Source organism: Paenibacillus sp. UNC496MF, from assembly GCF_900113915.1.
Lineage (GTDB): Bacteria > Bacillota > Bacilli > Paenibacillales > Paenibacillaceae > Paenibacillus_Z > Paenibacillus_Z artemisiicola.
On sequence record NZ_FORE01000008.1, the window covers coordinates 321309 to 346433 of the forward strand.

General features: G+C 66.6%; 28 protein-coding genes. 23 read left to right on the forward strand and 5 right to left on the reverse strand.

Annotated features, from left to right (window positions below):
* Window positions 1-4: 4 nt before the first annotated feature.
* The 8 genes from BMZ79_RS15350 (at window position 5) to BMZ79_RS34285 (ending at window position 6403) form a co-directional block, all read left to right on the forward strand.
* Window positions 5-1090, forward strand: coding sequence for a glycosyltransferase family protein (locus BMZ79_RS15350; RefSeq protein ID WP_090641429.1), 1086 nt, complete (start codon window positions 5-7; stop codon window positions 1088-1090).
* Window positions 1087-1854 carry a glycosyltransferase family 2 protein gene (locus tag BMZ79_RS15355; RefSeq protein WP_256252761.1) on the forward strand — a complete coding sequence of 256 codons (768 nt, stop codon included), beginning with the start codon at window positions 1087-1089 and terminating at the stop codon, window positions 1852-1854. Before BMZ79_RS15350 ends, BMZ79_RS15355 begins: the two co-directional genes overlap by 4 nt.
* Window positions 1855-1873: 19 nt before the next feature.
* On the forward strand, window positions 1874-2596 hold the full coding sequence (locus BMZ79_RS15360) for a sugar phosphate nucleotidyltransferase (protein ID WP_090641431.1): 723 nt from the start codon (window positions 1874-1876) through the stop codon (window positions 2594-2596).
* Window positions 2593-3765, forward strand: a complete 1173-nt coding sequence (locus BMZ79_RS15365) for a GT-D fold domain-containing protein (protein ID WP_256252762.1) — start codon at window positions 2593-2595, stop codon at window positions 3763-3765. The genes BMZ79_RS15360 and BMZ79_RS15365 overlap by 4 nt, the downstream gene beginning before the upstream one ends.
* Window positions 3766-3793: 28 nt before the next feature.
* Complete coding sequence (locus BMZ79_RS15370; protein WP_090641432.1) at window positions 3794-5131, forward strand: glycosyltransferase family 2 protein; 1338 nt, start codon at window positions 3794-3796, stop codon at window positions 5129-5131.
* 168 nt (window positions 5132-5299) lie between these two features.
* Window positions 5300-5587: a nucleoside-diphosphate sugar epimerase gene (locus BMZ79_RS15375; protein ID WP_090641434.1), complete on the forward strand. Its 288-nt coding sequence runs from the start codon at window positions 5300-5302 to the stop codon at window positions 5585-5587.
* 25 nt (window positions 5588-5612) lie between these two features.
* On the forward strand, window positions 5613-5951 hold the full coding sequence (locus tag BMZ79_RS15380; protein WP_090641436.1) for an alpha-helical endospore appendage domain-containing protein: 339 nt from the start codon (window positions 5613-5615) through the stop codon (window positions 5949-5951).
* A complete protein-coding gene (locus tag BMZ79_RS34285) occupies window positions 5951-6403 on the forward strand; it encodes a hypothetical protein (RefSeq protein ID WP_177222153.1) in 453 nt (150 codons plus the stop codon). The genes BMZ79_RS15380 and BMZ79_RS34285 overlap by 1 nt, the downstream gene beginning before the upstream one ends.
* Window positions 6404-6694: 291 nt before the next feature.
* Here BMZ79_RS34285 and BMZ79_RS15390 read toward each other — a convergent pair whose 3' ends face one another.
* From BMZ79_RS15390 to BMZ79_RS15400, 3 genes are all read right to left on the reverse strand, one after another.
* Complete coding sequence (locus BMZ79_RS15390) at window positions 6695-7138, reverse strand: VanZ family protein (RefSeq protein WP_090641439.1); 444 nt, start codon at window positions 7136-7138, stop codon at window positions 6695-6697.
* A 173-nt stretch (window positions 7139-7311) separates the two neighbouring features.
* Window positions 7312-7893, reverse strand: a complete 582-nt coding sequence (locus BMZ79_RS15395) for a metal-dependent hydrolase (RefSeq protein ID WP_090641440.1) — start codon at window positions 7891-7893, stop codon at window positions 7312-7314.
* 464 nt (window positions 7894-8357) lie between these two features.
* Window positions 8358-8570 (reverse strand): cold-shock protein, encoded by a 213-nt coding sequence (locus tag BMZ79_RS15400; protein WP_240546093.1) that lies wholly within the window; start codon window positions 8568-8570, stop codon window positions 8358-8360.
* Window positions 8571-8793: 223 nt separating this feature from the next.
* Here BMZ79_RS15400 and BMZ79_RS15405 point away from each other — a divergent pair, with 223 nt between their 5' ends.
* The 8 genes from BMZ79_RS15405 to BMZ79_RS15440 all read left to right on the forward strand — a co-directional run bounded on the left by BMZ79_RS15405 (window position 8794) and on the right by BMZ79_RS15440 (window position 17509).
* The gene (locus tag BMZ79_RS15405) at window positions 8794-9885 is read left to right on the forward strand and encodes a CgeB family protein (protein WP_177222154.1); all 1092 of its coding nucleotides are present in this window, start codon (window positions 8794-8796) and stop codon (window positions 9883-9885) included.
* On the forward strand, window positions 9879-11060 hold the full coding sequence (locus tag BMZ79_RS15410) for a CgeB family protein (protein WP_256252763.1): 1182 nt from the start codon (window positions 9879-9881) through the stop codon (window positions 11058-11060). The genes BMZ79_RS15405 and BMZ79_RS15410 overlap by 7 nt, the downstream gene beginning before the upstream one ends.
* A gap of 184 nt (window positions 11061-11244) precedes the next feature.
* Window positions 11245-12768, forward strand: a complete 1524-nt coding sequence (locus BMZ79_RS15415; protein WP_143088967.1) for a glycosyltransferase family 4 protein — start codon at window positions 11245-11247, stop codon at window positions 12766-12768.
* Window positions 12769-12809: 41 nt separating this feature from the next.
* The gene (gene wecB, locus BMZ79_RS15420; RefSeq protein WP_090641443.1) at window positions 12810-13907 is read left to right on the forward strand and encodes a non-hydrolyzing UDP-N-acetylglucosamine 2-epimerase; all 1098 of its coding nucleotides are present in this window, start codon (window positions 12810-12812) and stop codon (window positions 13905-13907) included.
* Entirely contained in the window at window positions 13897-14880 is a 984-nt protein-coding gene (locus tag BMZ79_RS15425) for a polysaccharide biosynthesis protein (protein WP_090641445.1), read from the forward strand. Before wecB ends, BMZ79_RS15425 begins: the two co-directional genes overlap by 11 nt.
* Complete coding sequence (locus BMZ79_RS15430) at window positions 14877-15710, forward strand: dTDP-4-dehydrorhamnose reductase family protein (RefSeq protein WP_090641446.1); 834 nt, start codon at window positions 14877-14879, stop codon at window positions 15708-15710. The genes BMZ79_RS15425 and BMZ79_RS15430 overlap by 4 nt, the downstream gene beginning before the upstream one ends.
* A complete protein-coding gene (locus tag BMZ79_RS15435; protein ID WP_090641598.1) occupies window positions 15707-16657 on the forward strand; it encodes an NAD-dependent epimerase/dehydratase family protein in 951 nt (316 codons plus the stop codon). Before BMZ79_RS15430 ends, BMZ79_RS15435 begins: the two co-directional genes overlap by 4 nt.
* A gap of 57 nt (window positions 16658-16714) precedes the next feature.
* On the forward strand, window positions 16715-17509 hold the full coding sequence (locus BMZ79_RS15440; protein ID WP_090641448.1) for a glycosyltransferase: 795 nt from the start codon (window positions 16715-16717) through the stop codon (window positions 17507-17509).
* A gap of 334 nt (window positions 17510-17843) precedes the next feature.
* Here the strand turns inward: BMZ79_RS15440 and BMZ79_RS15445 are convergent, their stop codons facing one another.
* Window positions 17844-18221: a VOC family protein gene (locus BMZ79_RS15445; RefSeq protein ID WP_090641449.1), complete on the reverse strand. Its 378-nt coding sequence runs from the start codon at window positions 18219-18221 to the stop codon at window positions 17844-17846.
* 176 nt (window positions 18222-18397) lie between these two features.
* On the opposite strand from BMZ79_RS15445, the gene BMZ79_RS35120 reads away from it, so the two are divergent.
* A complete protein-coding gene (locus tag BMZ79_RS35120; RefSeq protein ID WP_256252765.1) occupies window positions 18398-19717 on the forward strand; it encodes a GIY-YIG nuclease family protein in 1320 nt (439 codons plus the stop codon).
* A gap of 166 nt (window positions 19718-19883) precedes the next feature.
* Here BMZ79_RS35120 and BMZ79_RS15455 read toward each other — a convergent pair whose 3' ends face one another.
* On the reverse strand, window positions 19884-20327 hold the full coding sequence (locus BMZ79_RS15455) for a hypothetical protein (RefSeq protein WP_090641451.1): 444 nt from the start codon (window positions 20325-20327) through the stop codon (window positions 19884-19886).
* A 102-nt stretch (window positions 20328-20429) separates the two neighbouring features.
* Between BMZ79_RS15455 and BMZ79_RS15460 the strand changes: the two genes are divergently transcribed.
* The 6 genes from BMZ79_RS15460 to BMZ79_RS15485 all read left to right on the forward strand — a co-directional run bounded on the left by BMZ79_RS15460 (window position 20430) and on the right by BMZ79_RS15485 (window position 25000).
* On the forward strand, window positions 20430-21068 hold the full coding sequence (locus BMZ79_RS15460; protein ID WP_090641452.1) for a serine hydrolase domain-containing protein: 639 nt from the start codon (window positions 20430-20432) through the stop codon (window positions 21066-21068).
* A gap of 44 nt (window positions 21069-21112) precedes the next feature.
* Window positions 21113-21673, forward strand: a complete 561-nt coding sequence (locus BMZ79_RS15465) for a GNAT family N-acetyltransferase (RefSeq protein WP_090641454.1) — start codon at window positions 21113-21115, stop codon at window positions 21671-21673.
* A gap of 31 nt (window positions 21674-21704) precedes the next feature.
* On the forward strand, window positions 21705-22298 hold the full coding sequence (locus tag BMZ79_RS15470; protein WP_090641455.1) for an HAD family hydrolase: 594 nt from the start codon (window positions 21705-21707) through the stop codon (window positions 22296-22298).
* A gap of 160 nt (window positions 22299-22458) precedes the next feature.
* Window positions 22459-22923, forward strand: a complete 465-nt coding sequence (locus BMZ79_RS15475) for a GNAT family N-acetyltransferase (protein ID WP_090641456.1) — start codon at window positions 22459-22461, stop codon at window positions 22921-22923.
* 68 nt (window positions 22924-22991) lie between these two features.
* Window positions 22992-23930 carry a cysteine synthase A gene (gene cysK, locus BMZ79_RS15480; protein WP_090641458.1) on the forward strand — a complete coding sequence of 313 codons (939 nt, stop codon included), beginning with the start codon at window positions 22992-22994 and terminating at the stop codon, window positions 23928-23930.
* A 278-nt stretch (window positions 23931-24208) separates the two neighbouring features.
* A complete protein-coding gene (locus BMZ79_RS15485; protein ID WP_090641459.1) occupies window positions 24209-25000 on the forward strand; it encodes a lipid II flippase Amj family protein in 792 nt (263 codons plus the stop codon).
* The last annotated feature ends 125 nt before the right edge of the window (window positions 25001-25125 follow it).

Consider the following 25125-nt stretch of genomic DNA (forward strand, 5'->3'; position numbering starts at 1 on the left):
CGACATGCAAGCGACGAGAAGAGGACGTGCCGGCGGGCGAGGAAGCGGCCGCGGCCGCAAGGGCGGCGCGAAGGCCGCGCCGAAAGCCGCCGCGCTCCCGCGCCGGACGGGCCGGAGCGGATACGCGGGGGCGCTCAGGCCCGCGTACTTGGCGGGCTTCGCCGATGCCTCGGCGCTTCATAGGAGCGGCGGCGCGCCGGCCGGCCCGGACGCCAAGCTGCGGATGAACGAGCATTGGACGCGGTACTGCCAGCGGGGCGGCCGGCGCGCGCGGGGACCGGCGCAAGGCCGGGCCTACGCGGACGGCTTCGCCGACGGACTGCGCTTGCCGAGACGCGGCTGGGTGCCGGTGGCGCTGGCGAGGACCGCTTCGGCCGTCGTGCTGGCCGGGAGCCGCGCGTCGGCCGAAGCGGTGGAGCAGCTGCTGCGCCTGCCGTTCCAGGACGTGGTCGTGGTGCTCGAAAACGCCGGACCGGACGCGTTCGCGCGGCTGCGGGACTTGCCGGACGTGACGATCGTCCATACGCGGGAACGGCTCGGCGCGGACGTGGGCCGGACGGTCGGCGCGCGGATGACGCGGGCGGAGCTGGTGCTGTTCGCCGACGGGGAAGCGGCGGTGCCGGCGGAGCAGCTGGCGGTCCTGCTGGCGGAAGCCCATGCCGGCTGCGACCTGGTGCTGGCCGACGTGAGCGGTCAGCTCGGCCCGTTCCGCGGCTGGGACGACGCGGCGCGCATCCGGGCGTTCGTGAACTGGTCGCTCGGCCATCCCGAGCTGAACGCCAATTCCGTCGCCGTGCTGCCGCATGTCTGGTCGCGGGCCGGCCTGGAGCGCGTCGGCCTGCCGCAGCTCGCGGTGCCGCCGATGGCGCAGCGCGCGGCGATCGAGCTGGGGCTGCGCATCCGCTGCCGCCCGGTCGCCGCGCCGAAACCGGGCGCCGGCGCGGATCCGGCCGGCGCCGCGGCGAAAGCGAAGCTGGCGGCGGGCGATCACATCGAGGCGCTGCGGGCCGCCATGCGCGCGAAGGGCGCGCGCCTGTCGCTGCCCGATCTTGCGCGGCGCCGGTCCGCGGCGGGAGGGAGATTGCCATGAACGGGATGAACGCCGCGTCCGGCATGACGAGCATCATCATTCCGACCTACAACGCGCTGGAGCTGGTCAAGACGGCGGTCGCGTCCATTCGGCTGTACACGGAGCCCGCGCAGACGCCGTACGAGATCGTCGTCGTCGACAACGGCTCCGCGGACGGTACGGCGCGCTGGTGCGCCGGCGAAGGGCTGACCTGCGTGTCGCTGGCGCGGAACGCCGGCTTTCCGGTCGCGTGCAATCTCGGCATGCGCGCCGCGGGCGGCGATTATTTCCTGCTGCTGAACAACGACGTGACCGTTTCGTTCGGCTGGCTGCACGGGCTGCTGCAGGCGCTGAACAGCCGCGAGGACGTCGGCATCGTCGGGCCCGTGACGAATTACGCGAGCGGCCGGCAGCAGGTCGGATACCCGTTCGAGTCGCCGGCGGATTTTCACCGCGCCGCCGCGGAAGCGCGGGTCCGCGAAGCGAACGCGCGGGAGCCGATTCTCCGTCTGGTCGGCTTCTGCATGCTGTTCCGCCGCGCGCTCTACGACCGGATCGGGGAGCTCGACGAGCGGTTCTCGCCCGGCCATTACGAGGACGACGATTACTGCTTCCGCGCCCGGATGCACGGCTTCGGCCTGCTGATGTGCCGGGACGTGTTCGTCCACCATCAGGGCAGCGCGAGCTTCAAGCGGAACGACGCCCTGGAGCTGCAGCGGCTCGTCGAGCGCAACCGGTCCCAATTCATCGCAAAATGGCAGGTCGATCCTGCGAATTTCATGTAACCGTTAGGAGGTCGTTCATTTGAAAGCTGTAATCTTGGCCGGCGGGACGGGGACGCGGCTTCGGCCGCTGACGAAGCTGCTGAACAAGCATATGCTGCCGGTGGGCAGGATGCCGATGATTTGCTACGGCCTGAACAGTCTGCGGGCCGCGGGCATTACGGACATTTTGCTCGTGACCGGCCCGGACGCCCTTGGGGATTTCGCTTCGTTCCTCGGCGGCGGCAGGGAGTACGGCGTGTCGCTCACCTACCGGGTCCAAGAAGAAGCGGGCGGCATCGCGCAGGCGCTGGAGCTGGCGCGGCCGTTCGTCGGCGAGGACGGCAAATTCGTCGTGCTGCTGGGCGACAATCTGTTCGAGGAGCCGCTGAAGCCGCATCTCGACGCGTTCCGGGCGCAGGCGGACGGGGCGATGGTCCTGCTGAAGCGGGTGCCGGATCCCGAACGCTACGGCGTTCCCGTCTTCGACGAGGCGGGCCGCATCGCGCACATCGACGAGAAGCCGGCGGCGCCGCGGACGGACAGCTGCGTGACGGGCATTTACATGTACGACGGAACCGTCTTCGACCTCATCAAGCAGCAGATGCCTTCGCAGCGCGGCGAGCTGGAAATCACGGACGTGAACAACGCCTACGCGGCCAAAGGAAAGCTGGACTACCGGCACCTGAGCGGCTGGTGGACGGACGCGGGAACGTTCGGCTCGCTGCTCGAGGCGTCGCAAAAGCTCATGGGGGATGCGCCATGAAGCGCGCGGGAGACGCAAGGCGCGTCGTAACCGCCGCCGCCCCCGGGACGCCGGAGGCCGGCGCGCCGGAAGCGCCGCAGGCGGCCGGGGCCGCGGACGCCGCCAAGCCGGCGGCGAAGCGCTCCGCCGCCGCGGGGAGAAGCGCGAAAGCCGCCTCCGCTACCGGCGCGGGCGGGTCCAAGGCTCGCCGGTCGGCCGGCAAGAAGCGGACAAGAACGCGCAGGGGCGCGTCCGGGAAGCGCCGCGGGCGCGGACGCGGCCGGACCGGGCGTTCGTCCGGACGCCCGGTCCGGCCGGGAGAAGCGGAGCTGCTGGCGAACGGGGGACCGGCGCGCGAACCGTACAATGAGAGCGCCTACATGGCAGGCTACGACGTGGGGCTGTACGAAGGCGGCGAGCTGCTGCTGGAGCAGGCGACGCCGATCCAGCGGCTGCTGCCCGAGATCAGCCTGCGCGACGTCATCGCGCTCGGAGCGGAGCAAATCGCGCACCGCTGCCTCCCGCTGCTCGACGTGAGCGAAGTCTACGAAGAGATGGAAGCCGCGATCCGCGAGCGCCGTCCGTGCGCGGTCGTGCGGCTGGGCGACGGCGAGCTGCTGACGCTCGCGCAGGACGCCGTGCACGACGTGGAGACCATCCGGCGGGAAGGCGGTTTTCTGCCGTACGCCGGGGTGCATCCGCCGGATCTGCGAGCCCGGGACGAACTGGCCGCCGCGATTCGGCAAGCCCATATCGTCGGCGTGCCGCTATCGCGCCGGAAGCATTTTCAGCCGCTGCTCCATCCGGTGCTGCGCGCCCATCAGATCCCGCCGGAGAGCCTGCGCATGACGCATTCGGCCGTCAATTACAGCCTGCATCAGACGGGGCTGCTGGGACGGCTGCTGGCGGGCAAACGGCTGCTCGTCGTCGGCAATTTGGCCCCGGCGCTCGGCCATGCGCTGAATCAGCGGGGTTATGCGGTCACCGGCGCGGTCAGCCCCGTGAACGGGGTCGGCGACGTCGAGCGCGTGCTGCAGGAGATCCGCGGATTCGACTTCGACCTCGCGCTCGTCTCCGCGGGCATCGCGGCGGTCATGCTGTGCACCCGGATCGCCGGGGAGCTGGGCCGCGCCGCGCTGGACTTCGGGCACATGGCGGACGGCATCGCCAAGGGCAAATACGCGCTGTAACGCGGCAACGACGAAAGAGAGGTACGCCATGAAAAAACAAGCGCAAGCGCGCCAGCGCCGCGTCCGCAAGGGCCTGCCCCGCAAGCGGACCGGACGGCGGACGGCCCGGCCGGGGAGCCGATTCGACGCCGGCGCGAACGCGGGCTATTCCGAAGGCGTCCGGGCCGGAATCGAAACCTTCGGGACGGTGTTCGACGGCACGAGCATCATCATTCCGAGCTATAACCAGCTGGATTACTTAAAGAAATGCCTCGCGAGCATCAAAGTGCACACGTCCGTTCCGTACGAGATCATCGTCGTCGACAACGCGTCCTCGGACGGCACGGGCGCCTACCTGCAGTCCGCCGGAGCCGGCGGCGCCGTGCGCTGCCGGGTGCTGGAGCGCAACCGTGGCTTCGCCGGCGCGGTCAACGTCGGCCTGATGATGGCGCGGGGATCGAACCTGCTGCTGCTCAACAACGACACGATCGTCACGGAGCGGTGGCTGGATAATCTGCTCGCCTGCCTGAACAGCGACCCCGCCGTCGGCATGGTCGGCCCCGTCACCAATTACATCAGCGGCGACCAGCGCATCGAGGTGCCCTATACGGACGAGCGCGGCATCGCCGCGTTCGCGCGCCGATACAACGTCGCCGATCCCGCGAAGTGGCAGCCGACCGACAGGCTGACGGGCTTCTGCCTGCTGTTCCGGCGCGAGCTGTTCGAGCGGACGGGGTATTTGGACGAAGGGTTCGAGATCGGGAATTTCGAGGACGACGATTACAATATCCGGGTGCGGCTGCAGGGCTACCGGCTGCTGGCGGCGCGGGACACGTTCATCCATCATTTCGGCAGCGTCAGCATGAAGGCCCTCGGCGAGAAGTTTCAGGAAGTGAACGACCATAACCGGGACGTCTATACGGCGAAATGGGCCAATCCCCACGAGCTGATCCAAGCGTCCCGGCTGCCGGAAGCGGACCGGCCGGCCCAGGGCGAGACGGCGTTCTATCCGCAGGGCGTCGCGGTGCGCGGCGCGACGGCGACCCGCTACTGGATCGAAGGCGGGCTGCGCCGGCCGATCGCCGGCGAGACGGGCATGCCCGTCGTCCGCCTCTCGCAGATCGACGTGCGCCGCTGGCCGCTCGGCGAGCCGATCGCCGCGGACGCGGCGGACGCGGCCTGGCTCGCGCTGCCGCCGGTCTGGGAAGACGGCGGCGCGCTCTATCTGGCCGAGAACGGCTTGCGGCGCCGGCTGCCGACCGCGCGGGCGGCGGAAGCCTGGGGTCTGCAGCTGCGCCGCGGCGAGGCGCTCTCTCCAGAGCAGCGGGCCTTGCTCGGCGAAGGGCTGCCCGTCATCGTGCCGGCCCGGGTTGCCGAGCGGCTGTAAGCGCGCGGGGCAAGCGGGCAAGGCCGCAGGGGCCGCCTGCGCGCCCCCGTTCGCGTTCCCTGCGCGTCCCGCTGTACCGCGCGGCGGAGGCCGCGCATATGCTGGTAGTGACCGAAGCGGCAGCGCGCCGAGCGGCGCGGCATGCGAAGAGGCAAGGAGGACGGAGTCATGCAGCATACGTTAACGGAAATGATCGAGCATATGTCCCATTCCCACGAACAAATCTCGCGCATCCTGGAAGGCAAACGGCATGTCGCCGTCAGAATGGCGCAGCTCGTGCACGCGCTTCCCGACCAGCATCCCGGATTCGGGGGCTTCGACGAATTAATGGAAAATTCCAGAGCGGTGACGGGCAGCGTCGTCGCTTATTTGAACAGCATCGCCGAGCTGCAGGAGTCGCTTGCGGCGACCTTGAGCGCGGTCATGAAGGAGTTTGCGGTCGAGGACGAAGAATAAGGCGGGGGAAGGGGAGCGAACGTTCATGAGTCGGGAATCGGCATACGCCAAAATGCTGGACGCCTCCGCCAAGGCGCAGTTGAACGTGGCGATGATCTTGGAGGCGAAGGCGCTGGAAGCCGAGAAAGTGCGCTCCTGGATGATCAACCACGTCACGCCGGACGCGTTCGGCGACCAGCAGGAGCATTTGAAGGCCGCGCTTCAGATCCACGAGCAGCTGGTCGAAGTGATCGACGGCCTGACGAAGCTGAACATGGGCATGACGAACGTGCTGAAGGCCGCGCTGCGCCACGAGGTCGACGCGGAAGGCGGGTTCGAAGGCATGCTCGGCGGCGGCTCCTTCGATATGGGGGACAAAGAATAGTGGACCGGGACCGCCTGGAGCGCGAGGCGCGCATCGCGCTGATCGGCGCGCTGTCCCGCAGCCAGACGGCCGTCGCCCGCATCTTGGAAAGCGTCGGCGACATGGCCCGGCACGACCCGGCGATGGCCATGTCCATCCGGCGCAATTTGAAGTCGCTCGCCGCGATGCAGCGGACGCTCTCGGAGATGGTGCGCGCCATGGAGCGCCGTCCGGCGCGGCCGGCGTCCGGCAGGAGCGCGGCGAAGCCCTGGCTGACCCGCGGCGCGGCGCTGCCGGGAGGAGCCGGGGAACCGCCGAAGCGCAAAGGAGGAAACCGAAGTGGTCGCACCAGCCGTCAGAACGAAACGGCGCACAGCGGCGGGGAAGAAACGCGCGAGCAGCGCGGCGCCGCGGCAGAAAGGCAACCGGACCAAGTCCCGCGCGGGCTCGGCCGCAGGCAAAGGCAAAGGTAAGGGCACGCCGGCGGCGCGCAGGCGCCGTCAGGCGACCCGGCGTTATAACGCGGCCTTCGACGCCGCTTACAATCAGGGGTACAACCTCGGGTTCGCCAAGGGCTTCGAGGACGGCCACCAGATTGCCTACGAGCAGCAGAACGGTTGAAATCGAAAAGCGCCCGCGGCACGGAACGTGCCCGCGGGCGCTTTTGCGATGCGGGGGAGGACAAGCCGCTCGCACGCGCGAGACGCGACAAGCGGCGCGCGGCAAACCGCCGTCACGGCGCACGCGGCAGACGCCGCGGCGGTTTACTTCTGCAGGCTTCTTCGGCCGCCGGGCTTGGCAGCCGGACGGTTCGGCTGGGCGAGCAGCGCCCAGGCCAGCACGATGCCCGCGCCGTCGATCAGCACGTCGAAGAGCCGGCCGTCGCGGCCGAAGAACAGCTGCAGCACCTCGGTCAGGACGGCGTAGCCGAAGGCCAGGACAAGGCCGAACCGGCTGCGGCCGAAGCCGGTCAGGATCGCCGCGAGTATGCCGAAGCCGGTAAAATGGCCGAGCTTCTGGAACAGGTACCATTTCATTTGGAAGCTGTGAATGTCGGCGAGCGGCAGCTGGAACAGCTGATGCCAGTCCGGATGCTTGTTCAGATGAAAGCTGACGGTCCGGTGTTTGATCATGCGCTGGAAGCTGTACGTGCACGTGCAGACGAACAGAAACAAGCCCCACAGGAGCGCGAATACGTATCGAATCATGACGCACCTCGTTCGCTAACCAAGTTCGGTACATTATGGTTCAATCCGTCCGCGAAGTCAAGTCGGCGGGACGGAGCTGCAGAGAGGCGCATAGCGGGTCAGGCGGTTCCCCAAACCGGCTCCCGCAAGCCACTCTCTTAAGAGACTCCCAAACCCCGTCAGCGGGTTCCGCCTTAGCCGAGCATATCGGACAACAGCGAGCCGAGCAGCAGCAGGCCCAGAACGGCCGACGACCAGTAGGGCCGCGCCCTTCCCGATCCGGTTCCGGCCGACTTGGAACGGGCGAGCGCGGAGCGGAAGTAGAGCAGGAAACCGCCGGCGATCAACGCGCCTTCGAGCGCGGCGCTCGCCGCGGGATGCGTCCAAAGCCCGAGGCCGAGCAGCGGCAAGCCGCCGAGGTTGCCCGGCAATATCGGCAGGTCGGGGCGATGGACGAGGAGGTCGAGCAGCCAATGGCTGAACACGACGAGCCCGACGACGATGCCGGAGCGCCGGCCGAGGAATCGGCCGCAGAGCCAGGCCGCTAGCGCCGCGATGAGCAAGGCGCCGGCAAGCGAATGGGTATAGTCGGCATGAATGAGACTGCCGCCGTAACCGCCGCCTTCGACGACGGTATCGATCGTTTCCCGCCCGCTCAGCAGCAGCGGCACGAACGCGACGTCCAGCAGCTGAGTGCCCAGCATGAGCGCCCACATCGGCGTCCGTTTATCCGCGGCTTTCACGGCAGCCGCAAGCCCGAAATGTCCAGCGAACATCAGCGCATCCCTCCCGTGCGCGAACGACCTCTCGCCGTTCCCCCGACCCGGGCGTCCAGCAGCCCGCAAACAACCGTAAACAGCAGCACGAACACGATAAAGCTCATGAATGAAGTCCCCCGTTCCATTATTATAACCATCGGTTACTAACCTACGGTTATAATATAACCAATGGTAACTTATGTCAATAGGCCATTTTCGTTGTCCGGCCCTCGTCGGGTCGCCAAGAGCCGTCGGCATGGAAAAAGGGGCGAGCGGGCAGAGCGTGTGTCCTGCATGGATCGAGCCGGAGGCTTGCCATTGGAGGTCCTGTCAACAAAAAAACCAGGAAGCCCCCGTCCTAGCCAAGACGGGGCTCGCTGGTTTTTTATTCTCTTCCAAGGATTTTCAACGTCCTTCGGTGAAAACCCGCCCGCAGGCAATGCATGTTCACCAAAAAACCTTCGAACAACCCACAGCCTGTCTTATTGGAAGCCGCGTTTCGTTCCGTTCGTCAAGACCGGCAGGCTTTTGATTTCGCTCGTCATGCTGGAATGGCAGATCGGGCAGCTGGGATGTTCCCCGAACGAAAAATCGCTCCGCATCCAGCAGGAGCAATTGTCGTTGGTGCAGGTCCAGATGGACGTATCCTCCTCGGGGATCGGTTCCGCTTGCTTTTTCGAGAAATGAATGATCAAGACCTCCTTCGTTCGTGCCTTGGGCCTCTTTTAATATGTGACGGCGCTGCCAGATTTATACTTCCTTTTTTGCGGTTTCCGAACGAAGGCGCCGCGAGCGCCGAAGTACGTTCGCCTTGGGGGTCATCAGCCAATTTTGACGCGCGCGCGGACAAGTGACCATGAGCCTTGCCCGTCATTCGCATATATTGCACAGAAGAATGAACATCCAGGGGTGGGGACTGTGCAAACGAAGGAACATGGAACCGCCCGGGCGTCCCGGGCGGGCAACGCATCGGGCTACGCGGACGGTTTGCGGGACGGCGCCTGCGAGTATTTGGTCCGGCATCTGCAGCCGGCCGCGCCGCCGAAACGGGACTGCGCCGTGCTGTACGTGCCGCAGGGCTTCGAGGCGATCGACCAAGGCGTGATCGAGGCGCTGCGCCGGACCGTGCGCGAGGTGTACGTGGCGGAAGCCGCGAGAATGGCGGAGCACGCGTCGCTCGTCCGGCCGGATTGGATGCTCGTGCTGAACGGGCTGCACGTATTCCCGCCGGATCATTTGGAGCAGGTGGATGCCGTCCGTTCGCTCGGCATACGGACGGCTATTTGGTTTGCCGACGACCCGTACGTCACGGCGGACACGATGTACATCGCCCCGCGCTACGACGCCGTGCTGACGCACGAGCTGAGCACGATCCCGATATACCGGGAACGGGGCTGCGCGAACGTGCATTACATGCCGCTCGCCGTCGACCAGGCCCGGTTCAAGCCGATGAAGGCGGAGGCGAAGTACCGCAGCGATATTTGCTTCATCGGCCAGGCGTTCTGGAACCGGGTGGAGATGTTCGACGCCATCGCGCCGTACCTCAAGACGCGCAAAGTATTCATCGCCGGCGGCCTATGGGACCGGCTGCGCAGCTACAAGGAGCTCAAACGGTTCATCCGGCCCGGCTGGCTGCCGGTCGAAGAATCGATCAAGTACTACAACGGCGCGCGCATCGTCATCAACCTGCATCGGACAACCGAGGCGGGCAAGGACAACAAGAACGTCCTCGACTTGCCGGGCCGTTCCATCAATCCCCGCACGTACGAGATCTCCGCGTGCGGCACGCTGCAGCTGACCGATACGCGGGAAGACCTGCCGCAGTATTACAGCCCCGGCGCCGAGCTCGAGACGTTCGGAAGCGCGGAGGAACTGATTGCGAAGCTGGACCATTACTTGACGCACGAGGACGAACGGCGCGCCATCGCGCTCCGGGGTCTGCGGCGCACGCTCGCCGACCATACGTACGTCCGCCGGCTGCAGCAGATCGCGGAGGTGCTGGGATGGTAGCGGGCGCGCCGCGGATCGCCGCGCGGAAAGGCAAGCGAAGCGGAATGACCGCCGTCAAACGAAGACGCCGCAGAGGCGCGCGGGCGGGGCGCGCCAAGCACCCGGGCGCCGTCGCCGGCTTCCGGTCGGGCTGGGAGCACGGGCATTGGTTCGGGCGCTGCGAGGCCGCGCTGCAGGGCATCGTCCAGCCGCCGCCGCTGCTGAAGCAGGCGCACGTCCTGTTCGTCGCGACGGGGAAGGGCTTCCCGTATTCGCCCCTCGACGTGGCGATCGCCGACGCGTTCCGGGGCCAAGTGACGCAGCTGACGATTACGGACACGAAGCAGCCCGTCGCCGAGCTGGCCCTGCGCATCCGGCCGGACGTCGTCATCGTGCTCGACGGCTTGGAATTCGACGTCGCGCAGGTGGACCGCATGCGGGAAGCCGGCATCCGCACGGCGATCTGGTTCACGGACGACCCGTACTACACGGACATTACGTCCCGGCTGGCCCCGCACTACGACGTCGTCTTCACGCTGGAGCTGGTCTGCGTCGACTATTACCGGCAGCTCGGCTGCCCGAACGTGCATTATTTGCCGCTCGGGATGGACCCCGCGTCCTTCCGGCCGCGCAACCCGGAGCGCGCCCAGCGCCACGAGGTCTGCTTCATCGGTTCGGCTTATTGGGGGCGGGTCGCGATCTTCGACCAGGTCACCCGGTATCTCGCGTCCCGGGATACGCATATTTCCGGCATCTGGTGGGAGCGGCTCAAGGAATTTCGCCTCATCGCCCCCAAGATCGAGCTCGGCCGTTGGATGGGACCGCTGGAGACGGCGGGCAATTACAACGGCGCCAAGATCGTCATCAACATGCACCGCTCCCCCTTCGACGAGACGTTCAACAACAACACCGGCGGCATCGGGGCGGTCTCGCCGAACCCGCGCACGTTCGAAATCGCCGGCTGCGGCACGCTGCAGCTGACGGACGTCCGCAGCGACCTCGTCTCCTTCTACACGCCGGGCTACGACATCGTCACCTACGAATCGCCGCAGGAAATGATAGAGAAGATCGACTATTACCTGAACCACGAGGAGGAGCGGCAGCTGATCGCCATGCGCGGCATGCTCCGCACGATGCGGGACCACACGTACGGCAAGCGGATCGAGCAGCTGCTCGGGCTGCTGTTTCCGGGATAAACGGCCGTCCGGGACCGACGCCCGGACGGCGGGGCGCCATTTTGTACGTTTGCTGGCGGTTCAAGTGTCGTGCCGCTTCAATCGCCTTCCAAATACTATATAAAAACTAGGTTCGAAGAGTAGAGCGATCCGGGACGGAGGTGAACGCCTGCCCGTGGCCAGCGCCATCGGGCGAGGCGGCCGTTTGAAGCAAACGAAGCCGAAGATGCTGTTGTTCTCGCACATTTGCAGTCCGCAGTACGTGACGGGTGCCGAGAAGCTGTTGTTGTTCATGATCCGCGAGCTCCTGCCGGCTTACGCCTGCACGCTCGTCGTGCCGACCGAAGGCGTCATCGCCGGCCATGCCCGCAAGCTCGGCGTGCCGGTCATCGTGCAGGACATTCCGCTCGTCGTCCCGCTCTACCTGGCGCTCCCGCACCTGCACGAGGAGCTCGCCGCGAAGCTGCGGGAGCCGGCCTGGGGCGAGCTGATCCGGCTGCTGCTCCGGGAGCAGCCGCAGGTCGTCCTCGTCAACACCTGCGTCCATCCGCTGCCGGCCATCGCCGGCAAGGCGCTCGGCATCCCGGTCGTCTGGTCGGCGATGGAAGCGATCTGCGAGACGCCGCATACGGCGGCTTCGGCCGCGCTGATCGAGGCGCACGCCGACTTCGTGCTCGGCATCTCCGAGACGACGCTCGCGCCGCTGCGCACGCCGGGGCTGCTGCCGAAGACGACGCTCATTCCGCCCTCCTGGCACCAGGCGGAGCTGCAGCCGGAAAGCTGGACCCGGCATCGGGCCAACCGCCGGCGGCAATTCGGCTTCGCGGAGCACGAGCGCGTGATCGGCTACATCTCCTCGTCCATCTTCGAGGGCAAGGGGCTCGAGCATTTCATGCAGATGGCCGTCCGGACCGCCGCCGTCCATCCGCACGCCCGGTACCTGATCGTCGGCAACCCCGTCGACGCGCCGTACTTCGAGCGATGCCTCGGCATCGCGCGGGATGCCGGCGTGCTGGAGCGGTTCCGGTGGATCCGGTTCGAGGAGCAGGTGGCGACGGTGTATCCCGCCATGGATCTCCTCGTCGTGCCGAGCCTGATGGCCGAGGGCTTCGGGATGACCGCGCTCGAGGGAATGGCGTGCGGCAAGCCGGTCGTCGTCTACGGGTCCGGCGGCCTTGCCGAGATCGGCCAGGCGACGGGCAACGCCGCTTACGTCGCGCCGACGGGCGATTACGACGGCCTGGCGGGCCGCGTGTCGTCGCTGCTCGCCGACGAAGCGCTGCTGCAGGCGGTCGGCGCGCAGAACGCGCGCGAGGCGCAGGCGGTATACGGCATCGCCGCGTACCGGGAGCGGCTGCGCCGGTTCCTCGACGTCCTGAAGCCGCAGGCGCCGCGGCTCCCGCGCACCGTGAAGGGCAGCGGGCCGGCGATCTACCTGCTCGAGCGCGCCGGCCTGCTGCGGCCGTTCCGGACGATGGCGGCGTTCGCCGCCGTCGGCTACCGGCCCGAGGACGTGCGGCTCGTGCCGGACGCCTTCCTCGCCGGCCTGCCGGTCGGCGAGCCGATCGGCGATGCGCCGCGGACGGCGCGGCGGTCGCGCAAGCATCGGCGGACCCGCCGCGGGCAGCGCGGACGCCGCGGGAGCAAGCTCCGTCGCGGCCGCCGGGCGGGGAAGGCGCGCCGCGGCAAGCCGGCCGGCGGCCGGAAGAAGCGGCGCCGCGCCTCGTAGGCGGAAAGCGGCACGCACATTACACCGAAGGAGGAAACATTTTGCGCGTCGTAACGATTTTGGGCACGCGGCCGGAGATCATCCGCCTCAGCCTCATCATTCAAAAGCTGGATGCGCTCGCCGAAAAGCACGTGCTCGTCCATACGGGGCAGAACTTCTCGCCTTCCCTCTCGGACGTGTTCTTCCGCGAGCTGGGGCTGCGGCAGCCGGATGTGCTGCTCACGGACGCGAAGCAGACGCTCGGCGGCCAGCTGTCCGTCATGTTCGCGGAGACGGAGCGGGTACTGACGGCGCACGAGCCGGACGTGGTGCTGCTGCTCGGCGATACGAACAGCGCGCTGTGCGCGATCGTGGCCGAACGGATGGGCATTCCGGTCGTGCACATGGAAGCCGGCAACCGCTGCTACGATCTCGCGGTGCCCGAGGAGAAGAACCGCCGCGTCATCGACGCGATCTCGTCGATCAACATGCCGTATACGCCGTACAGCAAGGGCAATCTGCTGCGGGAAGGCTTCCCGAGCAACCGGATCGTGCAGACGGGCAACCCCATTCACGAGGTCATCGAACATTACAAGCCGCGGATCGACGCGAGCGACGTGCTGGAACGGATGGGCCTCGCCCCCGGCGAGTACGTGCTCGTCACCGCGCACCGCGCGGAGAACGTGGACGCGCCGGAGCGGCTGGCCGGCATCCTGGAAGGGTTGAACCGCGTGGCGCGGCGCTTCGGCAAGCGCGTGATCTGCAGCGTCCATCCGCGGACGCGGTCCCGGATCGACGCCGGCACGGTGCAAGTCGAGATGGAGGAACGGGTGGAGTTTTACGAGCCGATGGGATTTTTCGATTTCGTCCGGCTGGAGCGGCACGCGCTGCTCGCCATCACGGACAGCGGCACGGTCCAGGAGGAATGCTGCCTCTTCGGCGTGCCGACGGTGACGATCCGGACGACGACGGAACGGCCGGAGACGGTCGACTGCGGCAGCAACGTCGTCTGCGGCCTGCAGCCGCAGCGGATCGAGGAAGCGGCGGCGGTCATGACGGCGCTGCCCGCGAAGTGGGACTGTCCGGAGGGATACTTGGCCGGCGGCGTATCGGATAAAGTGGTTAAATTTCTGCTTGGAGGGAAATGGCATGTTTACTAATCAGCGCATTCTGGTCACCGGGGGAACGGGGTCCTGGGGGTACGAATTGATTCGCCAGCTGCTGCCTCAGCAGCCCAAACAAATCGTCGTGTTCTCCCGCAACGAATCCAGCCAGGTGGCCATGAGCCGTTCGTTCGAAGATCCGCGCCTCAGCTTCTGCATCGGGGACATCCGCGACAAGGAAGCGCTCATGCGGGCGTGCGAGCGGGTGGATTACGTGTTCCATCTGGCGGCGCTGAAGCATGTGCCGGTGTGCGAGGATCAGCCGTACGAAGCGCTCAAGACGAACGTGATCGGCACCCAAAACGTCATCGAGGCCGCCATCGCGAACAACGTCAAGCGCGTCATCTACATCTCGACGGATAAGGCGGCGAACCCGTCCAATTTCTACGGCATGACGAAAGCGATCGGCGAGAAGCTCATCGTGTACGCCAACCTGCTGAATTCCGATACGACCTTCGTCTGCGTGCGCGGCGGCAACGTTCTCGGCACGAACGGCAGCGTCGTCCATCTGTTCACGAACCAGATCCGCGCGAAGCGGCAGGTGCGCATCACCGACATGCGGATGACGCGCTTCTTCCTGACGCTGCAGGACGCCATCACGCTGCTGTTCAAGGCGTCGCAAGAAAGCGTCGGCGGGGAAATCTTCGTCATGACGATGCCGACCTGCCGCATCGTCGACCTGGCCGCGGTGCTGATGGAGGACATGGGCATCGATGCGGAGATGATCGAGACCGGCACCCGCCCGGGCGAAAAAATCCACGAAATCCTGCTGACGGAGCACGAGAGCACGACGACCGTCGCTTACGACGACGAATACCTCGTCATCCTGCCGACGATCGACATTCCGGGGCTGCGCCAGCATTACGGCGCGCACGCGAAAGTGGACTTCGACAGCTACTGCTCCAGCGAATCGCTGATGTCGAAGGACGAAATCCGCGCCATGCTCGTCAGAGGCGGGTTCCTGTCATGAAGCTGCTGATCATCGGAGGGAACGGAATGGCGGGTCACTTGATGATCCGCTATTTCCGGGAAACGCACCCGGAGCACGAGGTCGTCTATACGACGCGGCAGGCGGACGGCCAAGGCGGCCTCGCGCTCGACGCGTCCGACGCGGAAGCGACGGCCGCCCTCGTCCGGGCGGTCCGTCCGGACGTCATCGTCAACGCGGCGGGCGTGCTGAACCAGGATGCGGAGGCGCATCCGGTCCGGGCCTACCTCGTGAACGGCCTGCTGCCGCACTGGCTGCGCTACGCGGCGGACGACATCGGCGCGCGCGTCGTGCATATCAGCTCGGACTGCGTGTTCAGCGGCGAGCGGGGGGCGTACACGGAGAGCGACCACCCGGACGGCACGTCGGTGTACGCGCGCTCGAAGGCGCTCGGCGAGATGACGTACGGCCGGCATCTGACGATCCGCACGTCGATCATCGGGCCGGAGATCCGGACGCAGGGCATCGGTCTGCTGAAATGGTTCCTGGCGCAGAGCGGGACGGTGAAAGGGTACGCGAACGTATTCTGGAACGGCGTGACGACGCTGGAGCTGGCGAAGGCGGTCGCGTACGCGTTGGAACATCCCGAGATAGGAGGCCTCGTGCACTTGACGGCGAGCGAGTCGGTCAATAAGCTGACGCTGCTGCTGCTGTTCCAGGCGGCGTTCGAGAAGGAGGACGTCCGGATCGTCTCCGACGACGCGATCCGGATCGACCGGACGCTCGTCGCGACGCGAAAGGATTGGAAATACCGGACGACGGGGTACATCCCGATGCTCGACGAGCTGTCGCAGTGGATGAAACGCGCATGAGCGGGCCGCGCCTGCTCGTGACGGGCGCGGGCGGGTTTTGCGGGGAGCATGCGTGCCGCCATTTCGCCGCGCTCGGCTGGCGCGTCGTCGCCGCGGTGCGCCGGCTGCCGGAAGCGGGGGCGCCGGAGCGGGCTTGGCTCGGCGCCGCCGAAGCCGTGCTCGCCAGCGACCTTGCCTCGCGCGCCGAGACGGAGGCGCTCGTGGCGGACGCGGAGCCGGATTACGTGCTCCATCTGGCGGGGGCCAACGCGGTCGGCGCTTCTTGGAGCGATCCCGCCGCGGTGCTGCAGAGCAACGTGATGGGCACGGTGCATCTGCTCGAAGGCGTGCGGCGGCGCGGCAAGCCGTGCCGCGTCCTGGTGGCGGGCTCCTTGCTGCGCTTCCCGACGGCCGTTCCCGGCGTCGAGGGAGACGGGGAAAAGCCGCAGCATCCGTATGCCTTGAGCAAGACGATGCAGGTGCTCGTCGCGCGGAGCTGGGCGTCGCTGTTCGGCTTGGAGGTGCTCGTGGCGGAGCCGTCGAACCTGATCGGCCCCGGACGCTCGGGCGGCCTGTGCGGCCTGCTCGCGCGCTACGCGGCGGCCGCGGAGCGCGCGGCGGCGGACGGCGGGCCGGCGCCGGCGCCGTTCCGCTTCTCTTCGCGGACCGAGCGCCGCGACCTGCTCGACGTGCGCGACGCCGTCGCCGCGTACGAGACGCTGCTTCGCGCCGGCGAGAGCGGCCGCGCGTATGCCGTGGCGTCCGGCGCCATGCGGACGCTCGGCGAAATCGCGGGCGTCTTCGGGGAGCTGGCGCGGGCGCCGCTCCCCTGGGAATTCGGCGATTCGGACGCCGCGTCGCCCGCGCCGGCGGATCCGGCGGCGGTCGCGGCGCTCGGCTGGGCGCCGCGGCACGCGCTGCGGACGTCGCTGCGGGACGCGCTGGAGGACGCGCGGTCGCGGAGCTAAAGCCGCCGGCCGCGCGCTCGTTCGCGTACGGGAGACAGTTTGAAGGAGGGAACGAAGATGGGATCGAATGCCGGCAAGCCGCTCGTAACGATCGTCATTCCGTTTTATAACGATCCGTATTTGGCGGAGGCGATCGAGAGCGCGCTCGCGCAGACGTACGGCGAGACCGAGATCATCGTCGTCGACGACGGCTCGACGAAGCATCAGGAGCAGCTACGGCGGTACGAGGGCCGCGTGCATTACGTCGGCAAGGCGAACGGCGGCACGGCGAGCGCGCTGAACGCCGGCTTCCGCCTCGCAAGCGGCAAGTACGTGGCGTGGCTCAGCTCCGACGACCGGTTTTACCCGGACAAAATCAAACGGCAGGTCGAGGCGATGGAGCGCACGGGCTTTCAGATCAGCCACACCGGGTTCGACGTCCTCGACGGCCGCGGCAAAATGACCGAGTTCGACGTCATTCCGCCTGGCCTCGAGCAGGGGCAGTTTTACCGGGCGTTCCGGACCTCCAACCCCGTGAACGGCTGCACGGTCGTCATGACCAAAGAGCTGTTCGGCCGCATCGGTCCCTTCGACGAGTCGCGCCGCTACACGCACGACCTCGACTATTGGTTCCGCGTCCTGCTCGCGGGCGTGCCGTTCCTGCTGGTGCCGGAGCCGCTCTGCGCCTATCGGCGCCACGAGGCGATGGGCACGGTGAAGCACGGCGAGGCGATCGCGCTGGAGACGAAGGACACGTTCGCGAGGTACGCGGCGCGCTTTGAGACGTACTTGAAGCGGCTGGGCCTGTTTCCGCGGACGGCGCCGCAGCCGTCCCGGAAGCGGACGGCCGGCCAGCGCGGCGCGCAGCGCTGAGGGCGCGGGGGAAAGGGAAGAGCCGGGCGTCGCGGATTGCGATGCCCGGCTTTTTCGGCTGGCGGCTTAAGTTCGGGCATCGCCATAAATCCGCGCGGTCCGCGGCAAAGTAGGCAATCTAGCAACCTACCTAGCCTCGAATCTGGCCGTTTCGTACCTAAGAGGGTGACCGGGTACCCTACATCGCCATAAATCTGCGCGGTTCGCACCTAAGAAGGTGATTAAGCAATCTACGTAGAAGCTGGCCTGTCCATCCGCGCCATCGGACAATCCAGCCCCTCCCCCGCCATAGCTGCTTCCTCGACGAGCCGCCAGCCAGCGCGCCCGGCGATCCTCAGGCGAACAGGCTGATCAAATTGCCGTCGGAGTCGGCGACGATCGCGTAGCGCTGGCCCCAGAAGGCGTCCCACGGCTCGCGGCGGCCTTCATAGCCCCGCTCGACGATGCCGCGGTAGAGCGCGTCCACCGACGAAGCGTCCGCGCAGCGGAACGCCAGCTCGATCCGGTGGCCCGACGGCCGCTCCCAGCTGCCGTAGACGCCCCGCGCGACCTCGACCGTGTCGAAGGCAATCCGCACGCCTTTCTGCGCGATTTCCACGTGCGGCTCGCGGTCCGCCGTTTCGGGGATTTCGAAACCCAGCGCGCGGTAAAAACCCAGCGCCTTTCCCATATCCTCGACCACGATGCCGATCATATCGAGTTTTACGGTCATTTCGATCGACTCCTTTCATTTTTGTACCAGTATACCACAGCTAAAACCAATTTTTTCCTATGAAACTCGCAGCCGCGCTTTTCAAATATTCCCCGCGAAGGTACAATGGAAGCAGAGAACACACGTTTGGAGCCGCGCGGCGTGGACCGGCGGCAAGGGGAAAGGGGCACGGACAGATGGAGCCTTCGGCGCCGTTCGCGTTCAAGGCCGGCGACTACCCGGAGAAGCCGGGCTGCTACCTGATGCGCGACGCATCGGGCCGCCTGCTGTACGTCGGCAAGTCCAAGAAGCTGAGAAGCCGGCTGCGGTCGTACTTCACGACCCGTCACGCGAGCAAGCGGCTGCGGGAGCTCGCGGCGCAAATCGCGAGCATCGAGATCATTCTCGTCAACAACGAGACGGAAAGCCTGCTGCTGGAAAACAATTTGATCAAAATCCATAAGCCGCCGTACAACCGCGCCTTGAAGCGGGACAACAGCGGCTATGCTTATTTGGAGCTGACCGGGGAGCGGATCCCGCGGCTGGCGGTGCATTTTCGCGACCGACGGGAGCCGGGGCAAGCAGCCGGTGACGGCGCCGGAACGGCCGCCGCGGGCGCGGACGCCGCGCCGCCGGCCGGGAACGCCGCGGGAGGCGCCGGAGCGCCGCCGAACGAGAAGGCGGAGCAAGCGTCCCCGGGCAAGCCCGCGGGCCGTACCCGCGCGTCCGGCAAACGGGGCACCGGCGCAGCATCCGGCACGCCGGCCGGCAAACGGGACAAGCCCGCCGAAGCGGAACGCCAGCCCGCGCAAGCCGAGCCGAAGCGGTTCGGTCCGTTCGCCAGCGCGAGGTTTCGCAACGAGCTGCTGGAGTTTTTGACCGACCACTATAAGCTGCGTTCGTGCGCGACGCTGCCGAAGCGCGCCTGCCTGCTGTACCATATCGGGCGCTGCAGCGGGATTTGCGAAGGGCATATCTCCGAGGCGGAGTACGCGAAGGACGTGAAGCAGGTGACCGAGCTGCTGTTCGGCGGGAGCAAGGACGCCTTGCTCGCCCGCATGTACGCTCAGATGGCGGAGTACGCGGAGCAGCTCAAGTTCGAGAAGGCGCAGAACATGCTGGAGCACATCCGCAATCTGGAGAAGACGCCGGAGCGGCAGATCGTCGACCGGGAAACGAACGTCAATCAGGAAGTGCTCTATTTCGGCAGCGAAGGCGTCATGATCGCGAAGGTGCAGCAGGGCATGCTGCGGGATTTCCAGCTGCACGAGCTGGAACGCGGCTACGCGGAAACGGCCTGCGACCGGTTTCTCGTCCAGCGGTACCGGGCGGAGACCAAGCCGGACGAGCTGATCGTCAACCGCGTGGCCGATCCCGCCGCGGTGCGCCGCGCGCTGCGGCGTCCGGGAGAAGGGCAGGCACCGCCGCTGCAGATTACGCAGCCGAAGCGGGGGCTGAAGCACGCGCTGCTCCAGCTGTGCAAGGAGAACTACGAGTACCGCAAAGGCGCGGAGTAGCCGGCGGCGGACAGCGCAGCGTGCGGCACGTGTTCGGGTTGCGAGCAAAGGAATCCGCCTATTCAGCCGTGATTCGCCGCGAACGAACGGCGGTCGCGCTTGCCAACCCAGGCCGACCGTTGCGCAATGATGACGGGTCGCCTAAGCCGCCGCCTGCCCGGGGCTTTTACTCTCGCACGTCGGCGCCGAGATACGCCAGCGTCGCTTGATCGAAATACAGCACGATCGGACCGAGCAGCCCGTCTTGAGTCGTGCGCAGCGTCACGCGGTACGCCGGTCGGGACTCACTTTGCGCCGTCATCGCCGCGGCCGTCTGCCAGCGGGGCACGTCGTTCCAATCCACGAGCGCGACCGGCGCCGTTCTCCAATCGCCGTCCACCGTTCGCCGCGCGGAATCGGAGAGCCGCTTCCAAGCGGCCTGGCGGACGTCGTCGGCCTCTTCGGCACAACGGGCGGCCGCTTCCGTCATCGCGAGCAGCTTTGCCTGCACGGCGCAGGGGACGCCGCTTGCCGGCTGCCGTTCGCGGCTGACGGTGCCGGACGGCTGGCCGAGCAGAAGGATGCCGAAGGCCGCCGCCGCGAGGCGGAGCGGGATGCGTACCGTATTCATGCCGAATCACCTCTTCATTAAAGGCTCGTAATGCGTTGCTTGCCTATACCGACGCAGCTAGCGTCGAATGGGTTGCGCCATCCGCGCGAAAGGAGCAAGACGATGCGGCATGACGCCCAACGATCGCCGGCCGGCGCGTTCCGACGCTTGGACGCCTACATGGCGGAAGCGCGCGAGCGGCTCTCGACCGGTTCCGCCCTGTGCGTCGTCCGGGGAGACGACGTCGTCCACGAGGCGTACGGCGGCCGGCACGGCGCGGAGCCGGGAAGCCGGCCGATCGACGCGGTCTCGCAATTTCATCTCGCGTCCGTCCGCAAAACGTATCTCGGCTTCGCCGTCAGCCTCGCCATCGAAGAAGGGCGGATCGCGAGCCTCGACGACGCGGCCGCGGATTATCTCGAGGACGCCGGCGAGGTGCCGCTTGCAGGCATCACGCTGCGGCATCTGCTCACGCATACGCACGGCCTGCGGCGCGGGGGCGAAGCCGGCCGGGAGTTTCCGCCCGGAACGGGCTGGAGCTACAACAATACCGAGCTCGGACCTTCGCTGCCGGCCGGCGCGTTCCAGTCGCTCGGCGTCTACGGGTGCGCGGTGCTCGTCCTTCCGTTGCACGGCGCCGCGGCGGTCCGCATGCTGAACGGCTTCAAGCCGAATCCGCCCGGCTACGATTACCTGGCGGATATCCGCCGGTTCGGCGACCTCGTGCTCGAGGCGCTGGAATGTGCTAGTATGAAGGGATGAAAATCCCGTGATCGAGCGCCTGCGGGCGGAAAGGAGAATGCGCGATGAATCCACTGCTGCTCGATATTCCGTCGCAGTTCGAGACGGAGCGGCTGCTGCTGCGGGTGCCGCGCCCGGGCGACGGACGCGCGGTTGTCGAGGCGATGAAAGCGTCCATGAAGGAGCTGCGCGCCTGGCTTCCGTTTGCCCAGGAGGAACCGGACGAGGAACGGACCGAGGCCAATCTGCGCGAGGCGTACGCCCAATTCATCCGGCGCGAGGACATGCGGCTCTTGCTGTTCGAGAAATCGACGGGGCAGTTCATCGGCTCCTCGGGCCTTCACAACCCGGACTGGAACGTGCGAAAATTCGAAATCGGGTATTGGATCGACACCCGGCACGGCGGCAAAGGCTACATGACCGAGGCGGTGCAGGGCATCACGGTGTTCGCGTTCACGGAGCTGCTGGCGCGGCGGGTCGAGATCCGCTGCGACGCGCTGAACGAGAAGAGCCAGGCCATTCCGCAGCGGCTCGGTTTCTGGCACGAAGGGACGCTTCGCAACGACGGCTTGTCGGCCGACGGCTCGCGGCTGCGGGACACGTATATTTTCGGCATGATCCCGTAAGCGGCTTACCCGAAGAAAGGAGGCGGCCAACATGCGAAAACAGCTGGTGCTGGACGCGGGCGGGGTCATCGTGACGAATCTGACGCCCGGCTTCTGGACGATGCTCGCCGACGCCGCGCGCGTCCCGTATCCGGACATTCGGGCGGCATACAAGGCGGAGCTGCGCGACGGCCTCTGGACCGGCGCCGTGTCGGAAGCGGACTTTTGGCGCTGGCTGGGAGACCGCTGCCCGGACGTGGCGGGGCGGGACGCCCGCGAGCTGCTGCTCCGGAACCTTCGGCCGCTGCCGGCGTTCGAACGCGTCGCGGCTTGGAGCCGGCTCGCCGATGTCCATCTGCTCAGCAATCATCGCGCGGAGTGGCTGGCGCCGGTCGTGGAGCGGCTTCGTCCGTACCTGGGGCACGTCGTCATCTCGAGCGAGGCGGGAGCGAGCAAGCCGGCGGACGCGATGTTCGCGGCGCTGCGCGGCCGGCTCGCGCCGGACGCGCCGGTGCTGTACGTCGACGACCATCCGGGTAATCTGGCCGCCGGAGAACGTTTCGGCTGGACCGGCTTGCTCGCGGACGACGACGGCCGCTGGACCGGCGAGGCCGATGCCTGGCTGCGGCAGGACCATTGCGAATAGCGGGAACGGTCCGTTGAAACGAATGGCAGGAACGGACTGCAGGAACAACCGGCAGAACGGACAGTAAGAACGGACAGTAGTACGGACAGTAGGAACAAACGCCAGCAACAACCAGTAGAACGGACAGTTGGATCAGTCAGAAGGAGCGGAGCGGACAACCATGCATGAATTGCGCATCGTCGACGTAAGGATGAAAGACCCCGATTTGCTCGGGCTTATCGGCAAGCTGGACGCGTACTTGTACGGGTTGTATCCGCCGGAGGAGGTATTCGGCGTCGACTTGGACGACCCGGACCTCCGGGACATTCATTTCGCGGTGGCCTACTTGGACGGCCAACCGGCCGGCTGCGGGGCGATCAAGGAGCTCGACGGGAAGACGACGGAGCTGAAACGGTTTTACGTCGAGCCGGAATTCCGCAACCGCGGCGTCGCCGGACGGATGCTCCGCTATTTGGAAGACAAGGCCCGGGCGCGCCGCTACGCCGTCATTCGGCTGGAGACGGGCGGTCCCCAATTCGAGGCTGTGGCATTCTACAAGAAACACGGGTACGCCCCCATCGAGCCGTACGGCGAATATATCGGCTGCCCCTCAAGCTTATGTTTCGAGAAGCGGCTGGAAGGCTAGGATAGGGAAGTACGGGATGGGTTTTGAGGTACAACATTAATTTTGCTTATCGTTGAGGAGGTTATCGGATGCCGGGCATCGCAAAAAACATCACGGATCTCATCGGCAACACTCCGATGCTGGAGCTGTCCAAATTCGCGGGCAAGGCGGGAGCGCAGGCGAAAGTCGTCGCCAAGTTGGAGTATTTCAACCCGGCGGGCAGCGTCAAGGACCGGATCGGCTTCGCCATGATCAAGGACGCGGAGGAGCGGGGATTGCTGCAGCCAAATTCCGTCATCATCGAACCGACGAGCGGGAACACGGGCGTCGGGCTGGCGATGGCCGCCGCGGCCATGGGCTATCGGCTCATCATCGTGCTGCCCGAAAGCTTCAGCATGGAACGGCGCAAACTGCTCACGGCGCTCGGCGCGGAGCTCGTGCTGACGCCGGCGATGGAAGGCATGGGAGGCGCGATCCGGAAGGCGGAGGAGCTGGCCGCCGAAATCCCGCATTCCTTTATTCCGCAGCAGTTCGAAAACCCGGCGAATCCGGCGGTGCACAAACGGACGACCGCGGAGGAAATCTGGGCGGACACGGCCGGCGCCGTCGATATTTTCGTCGCGGGCGTCGGCACGGGCGGCACGATTTCCGGCGTCGGCGAGGTGCTGAAGCAGAAAAATCCGGCCGTGCGGATCGTCGCGGTGGAGCCGTTCGACTCGCAGGTGCTGGCCGGCGGCCAGAAGGGGGGCCATGCCATTCAAGGCATCGGCGCCGGCTTCGTGCCGGGCAACTACAACCCAGCCGTCGTCGACGAGATCGTGCCGGTGCGCAACGAGGAAGCGATCGAGACGGCGCGCGCGCTGGCGCGGACCGAAGGGCTGCTCGTGGGCATCTCCTCGGGGGCGGCGGCGTTCGCGGCGCTTCAGCTGGCCAAGCGGCCGGACAATAAGGACAAGACCATCGTCGTGCTCCTGCCGGACACGGGCGAGCGGTACCTGTCCACCGCGCTGTTCTCGGATCCGCATTAAGCGGATAGCCGCCGCATGTCGGGGCGCGAGGCGTTGCGCGGCATGCGGCGACGGACTGGCGCGGCGGCAAGACGTTCCGCAGCCGGCCGGCTGTGAATATGGCGGGACCGTTTCCGGTCCCGGCGGTCGTCCCGGCGCCCCGACCGCGTCCAACGGACCGGTGCTGGTACCCGGCAAGCGACCAACGGGCCGATTCGAGTCCCGACGAGTTTCCAACGGGCGAACGTTATAATGCTTTAGATTAGGCACACCGCTTTCCTGGAGAGGAGAAACGCCGCGTGCTGACCAATCTCTTGGTCGTCTTCGCGATGACGACGATCATCCATACGGCGGAGACCCTGTCGTACGCCGTCCGGCTGGCGGGGGTCCGGTTGAACAAAATCGCCGTCGCGCTGTCCTTGACCGGCATCATCGTGCTGGTGTCGCGGACGGCGAACATGGTGCAGGGGCCGATCGCGGCCAAGTTCGTCGATTACGGGCGGTCGCACCCCGGCTTTCCGATGCTGCATTACTTGCGCATCACGCTGCTCGCGTCGTCGGTCGGCACGCTGCTCGCGATCATCCTGTTTCCGACCTGCGTGCGGCTTTTCGCCCGCATGATCGCGAAACTGGAGATTGCGGGCTCCTTGCCGAAGCTCGTGTCGAGCGTCACGATCGGGCAGCTGAAGAACACGAGGCATTACGTCCGTCTGCCGCGCTTCCATCTTAGCCGGTTCCGGTACTTGGGCATCTCGAAGACCTTCATGCTGCTCAGCGTCATCGTTACGTCGTTCTATACCGTCGGGGTTCTGGCGGCGCTCTACGCGGCCCATCTGTTTCCCCATTTCAGCACGGCCGCCTCGAACGCGTCCGGCATCATCAACGGCATCGCGACGATTCTGCTGACGATCTTCATCGATCCGCAGCTCGGACTCATCACGGACAAGGCGCTCCGCAGCGCGGAATACCGGACGAAGCTCGGCAAAATCTACGTCGTCCTCATGACGGCGCGCTTCATGGGCACGATGCTGGCGCAGCTGGTGCTGGTTCCGGCGGCGTACCTGATCGGGTACTTCGTGACGGTGATTTGATTGGTTTTATTAAGGAAGGGCTGTCTCCGCCGTCAGGAAAGACGACGAGGGGACGGCCTTTTTTTTGCCGATGTTGCGGTAGGGCGCCAGGCGGGCGGCTCAAGAGCGGTATCCCGTACCGCTCT

What these genes read in the sequence shown, in the direction of transcription:
- BMZ79_RS15350 (WP_090641429.1), top strand. Translation starts at nt 5, where the DNA reads ATGCAAGCGACGAGAAGAGGACGTGCCGGCGGGCGAGGAAGCGGCCGC.
- BMZ79_RS15355 (WP_256252761.1), top strand. Translation starts at nt 1,087, where the DNA reads ATGAACGGGATGAACGCCGCGTCCGGCATGACGAGCATCATCATTCCG.
- BMZ79_RS15365 (WP_256252762.1), top strand. Translation starts at nt 2,593, where the DNA reads ATGAAGCGCGCGGGAGACGCAAGGCGCGTCGTAACCGCCGCCGCCCCC.
- BMZ79_RS15370 (WP_090641432.1), top strand. Translation starts at nt 3,794, where the DNA reads ATGAAAAAACAAGCGCAAGCGCGCCAGCGCCGCGTCCGCAAGGGCCTG.
- BMZ79_RS15375 (WP_090641434.1), top strand. Translation starts at nt 5,300, where the DNA reads ATGCAGCATACGTTAACGGAAATGATCGAGCATATGTCCCATTCCCAC.
- BMZ79_RS15380 (WP_090641436.1), top strand. Translation starts at nt 5,613, where the DNA reads ATGAGTCGGGAATCGGCATACGCCAAAATGCTGGACGCCTCCGCCAAG.
- BMZ79_RS15390 (WP_090641439.1), bottom strand. Translation starts at nt 7,138, where the DNA reads ATGATTCGATACGTATTCGCGCTCCTGTGGGGCTTGTTTCTGTTCGTC.
- BMZ79_RS15395 (WP_090641440.1), bottom strand. Translation starts at nt 7,893, where the DNA reads ATGTTCGCTGGACATTTCGGGCTTGCGGCTGCCGTGAAAGCCGCGGAT.
- BMZ79_RS15410 (WP_256252763.1), top strand. Translation starts at nt 9,879, where the DNA reads ATGGTAGCGGGCGCGCCGCGGATCGCCGCGCGGAAAGGCAAGCGAAGC.
- BMZ79_RS15425 (WP_090641445.1), top strand. Translation starts at nt 13,897, where the DNA reads ATGTTTACTAATCAGCGCATTCTGGTCACCGGGGGAACGGGGTCCTGG.
- BMZ79_RS15430 (WP_090641446.1), top strand. Translation starts at nt 14,877, where the DNA reads ATGAAGCTGCTGATCATCGGAGGGAACGGAATGGCGGGTCACTTGATG.
- BMZ79_RS15435 (WP_090641598.1), top strand. Translation starts at nt 15,707, where the DNA reads ATGAGCGGGCCGCGCCTGCTCGTGACGGGCGCGGGCGGGTTTTGCGGG.
- BMZ79_RS15440 (WP_090641448.1), top strand. Translation starts at nt 16,715, where the DNA reads ATGGGATCGAATGCCGGCAAGCCGCTCGTAACGATCGTCATTCCGTTT.
- BMZ79_RS15445 (WP_090641449.1), bottom strand. Translation starts at nt 18,221, where the DNA reads ATGACCGTAAAACTCGATATGATCGGCATCGTGGTCGAGGATATGGGA.
- BMZ79_RS35120 (WP_256252765.1), top strand. Translation starts at nt 18,398, where the DNA reads ATGGAGCCTTCGGCGCCGTTCGCGTTCAAGGCCGGCGACTACCCGGAG.
- BMZ79_RS15455 (WP_090641451.1), bottom strand. Translation starts at nt 20,327, where the DNA reads ATGAATACGGTACGCATCCCGCTCCGCCTCGCGGCGGCGGCCTTCGGC.
- BMZ79_RS15460 (WP_090641452.1), top strand. Translation starts at nt 20,430, where the DNA reads ATGCGGCATGACGCCCAACGATCGCCGGCCGGCGCGTTCCGACGCTTG.
- BMZ79_RS15465 (WP_090641454.1), top strand. Translation starts at nt 21,113, where the DNA reads ATGAATCCACTGCTGCTCGATATTCCGTCGCAGTTCGAGACGGAGCGG.
- BMZ79_RS15470 (WP_090641455.1), top strand. Translation starts at nt 21,705, where the DNA reads ATGCGAAAACAGCTGGTGCTGGACGCGGGCGGGGTCATCGTGACGAAT.
- BMZ79_RS15475 (WP_090641456.1), top strand. Translation starts at nt 22,459, where the DNA reads ATGCATGAATTGCGCATCGTCGACGTAAGGATGAAAGACCCCGATTTG.
- cysK (WP_090641458.1), top strand. Translation starts at nt 22,992, where the DNA reads ATGCCGGGCATCGCAAAAAACATCACGGATCTCATCGGCAACACTCCG.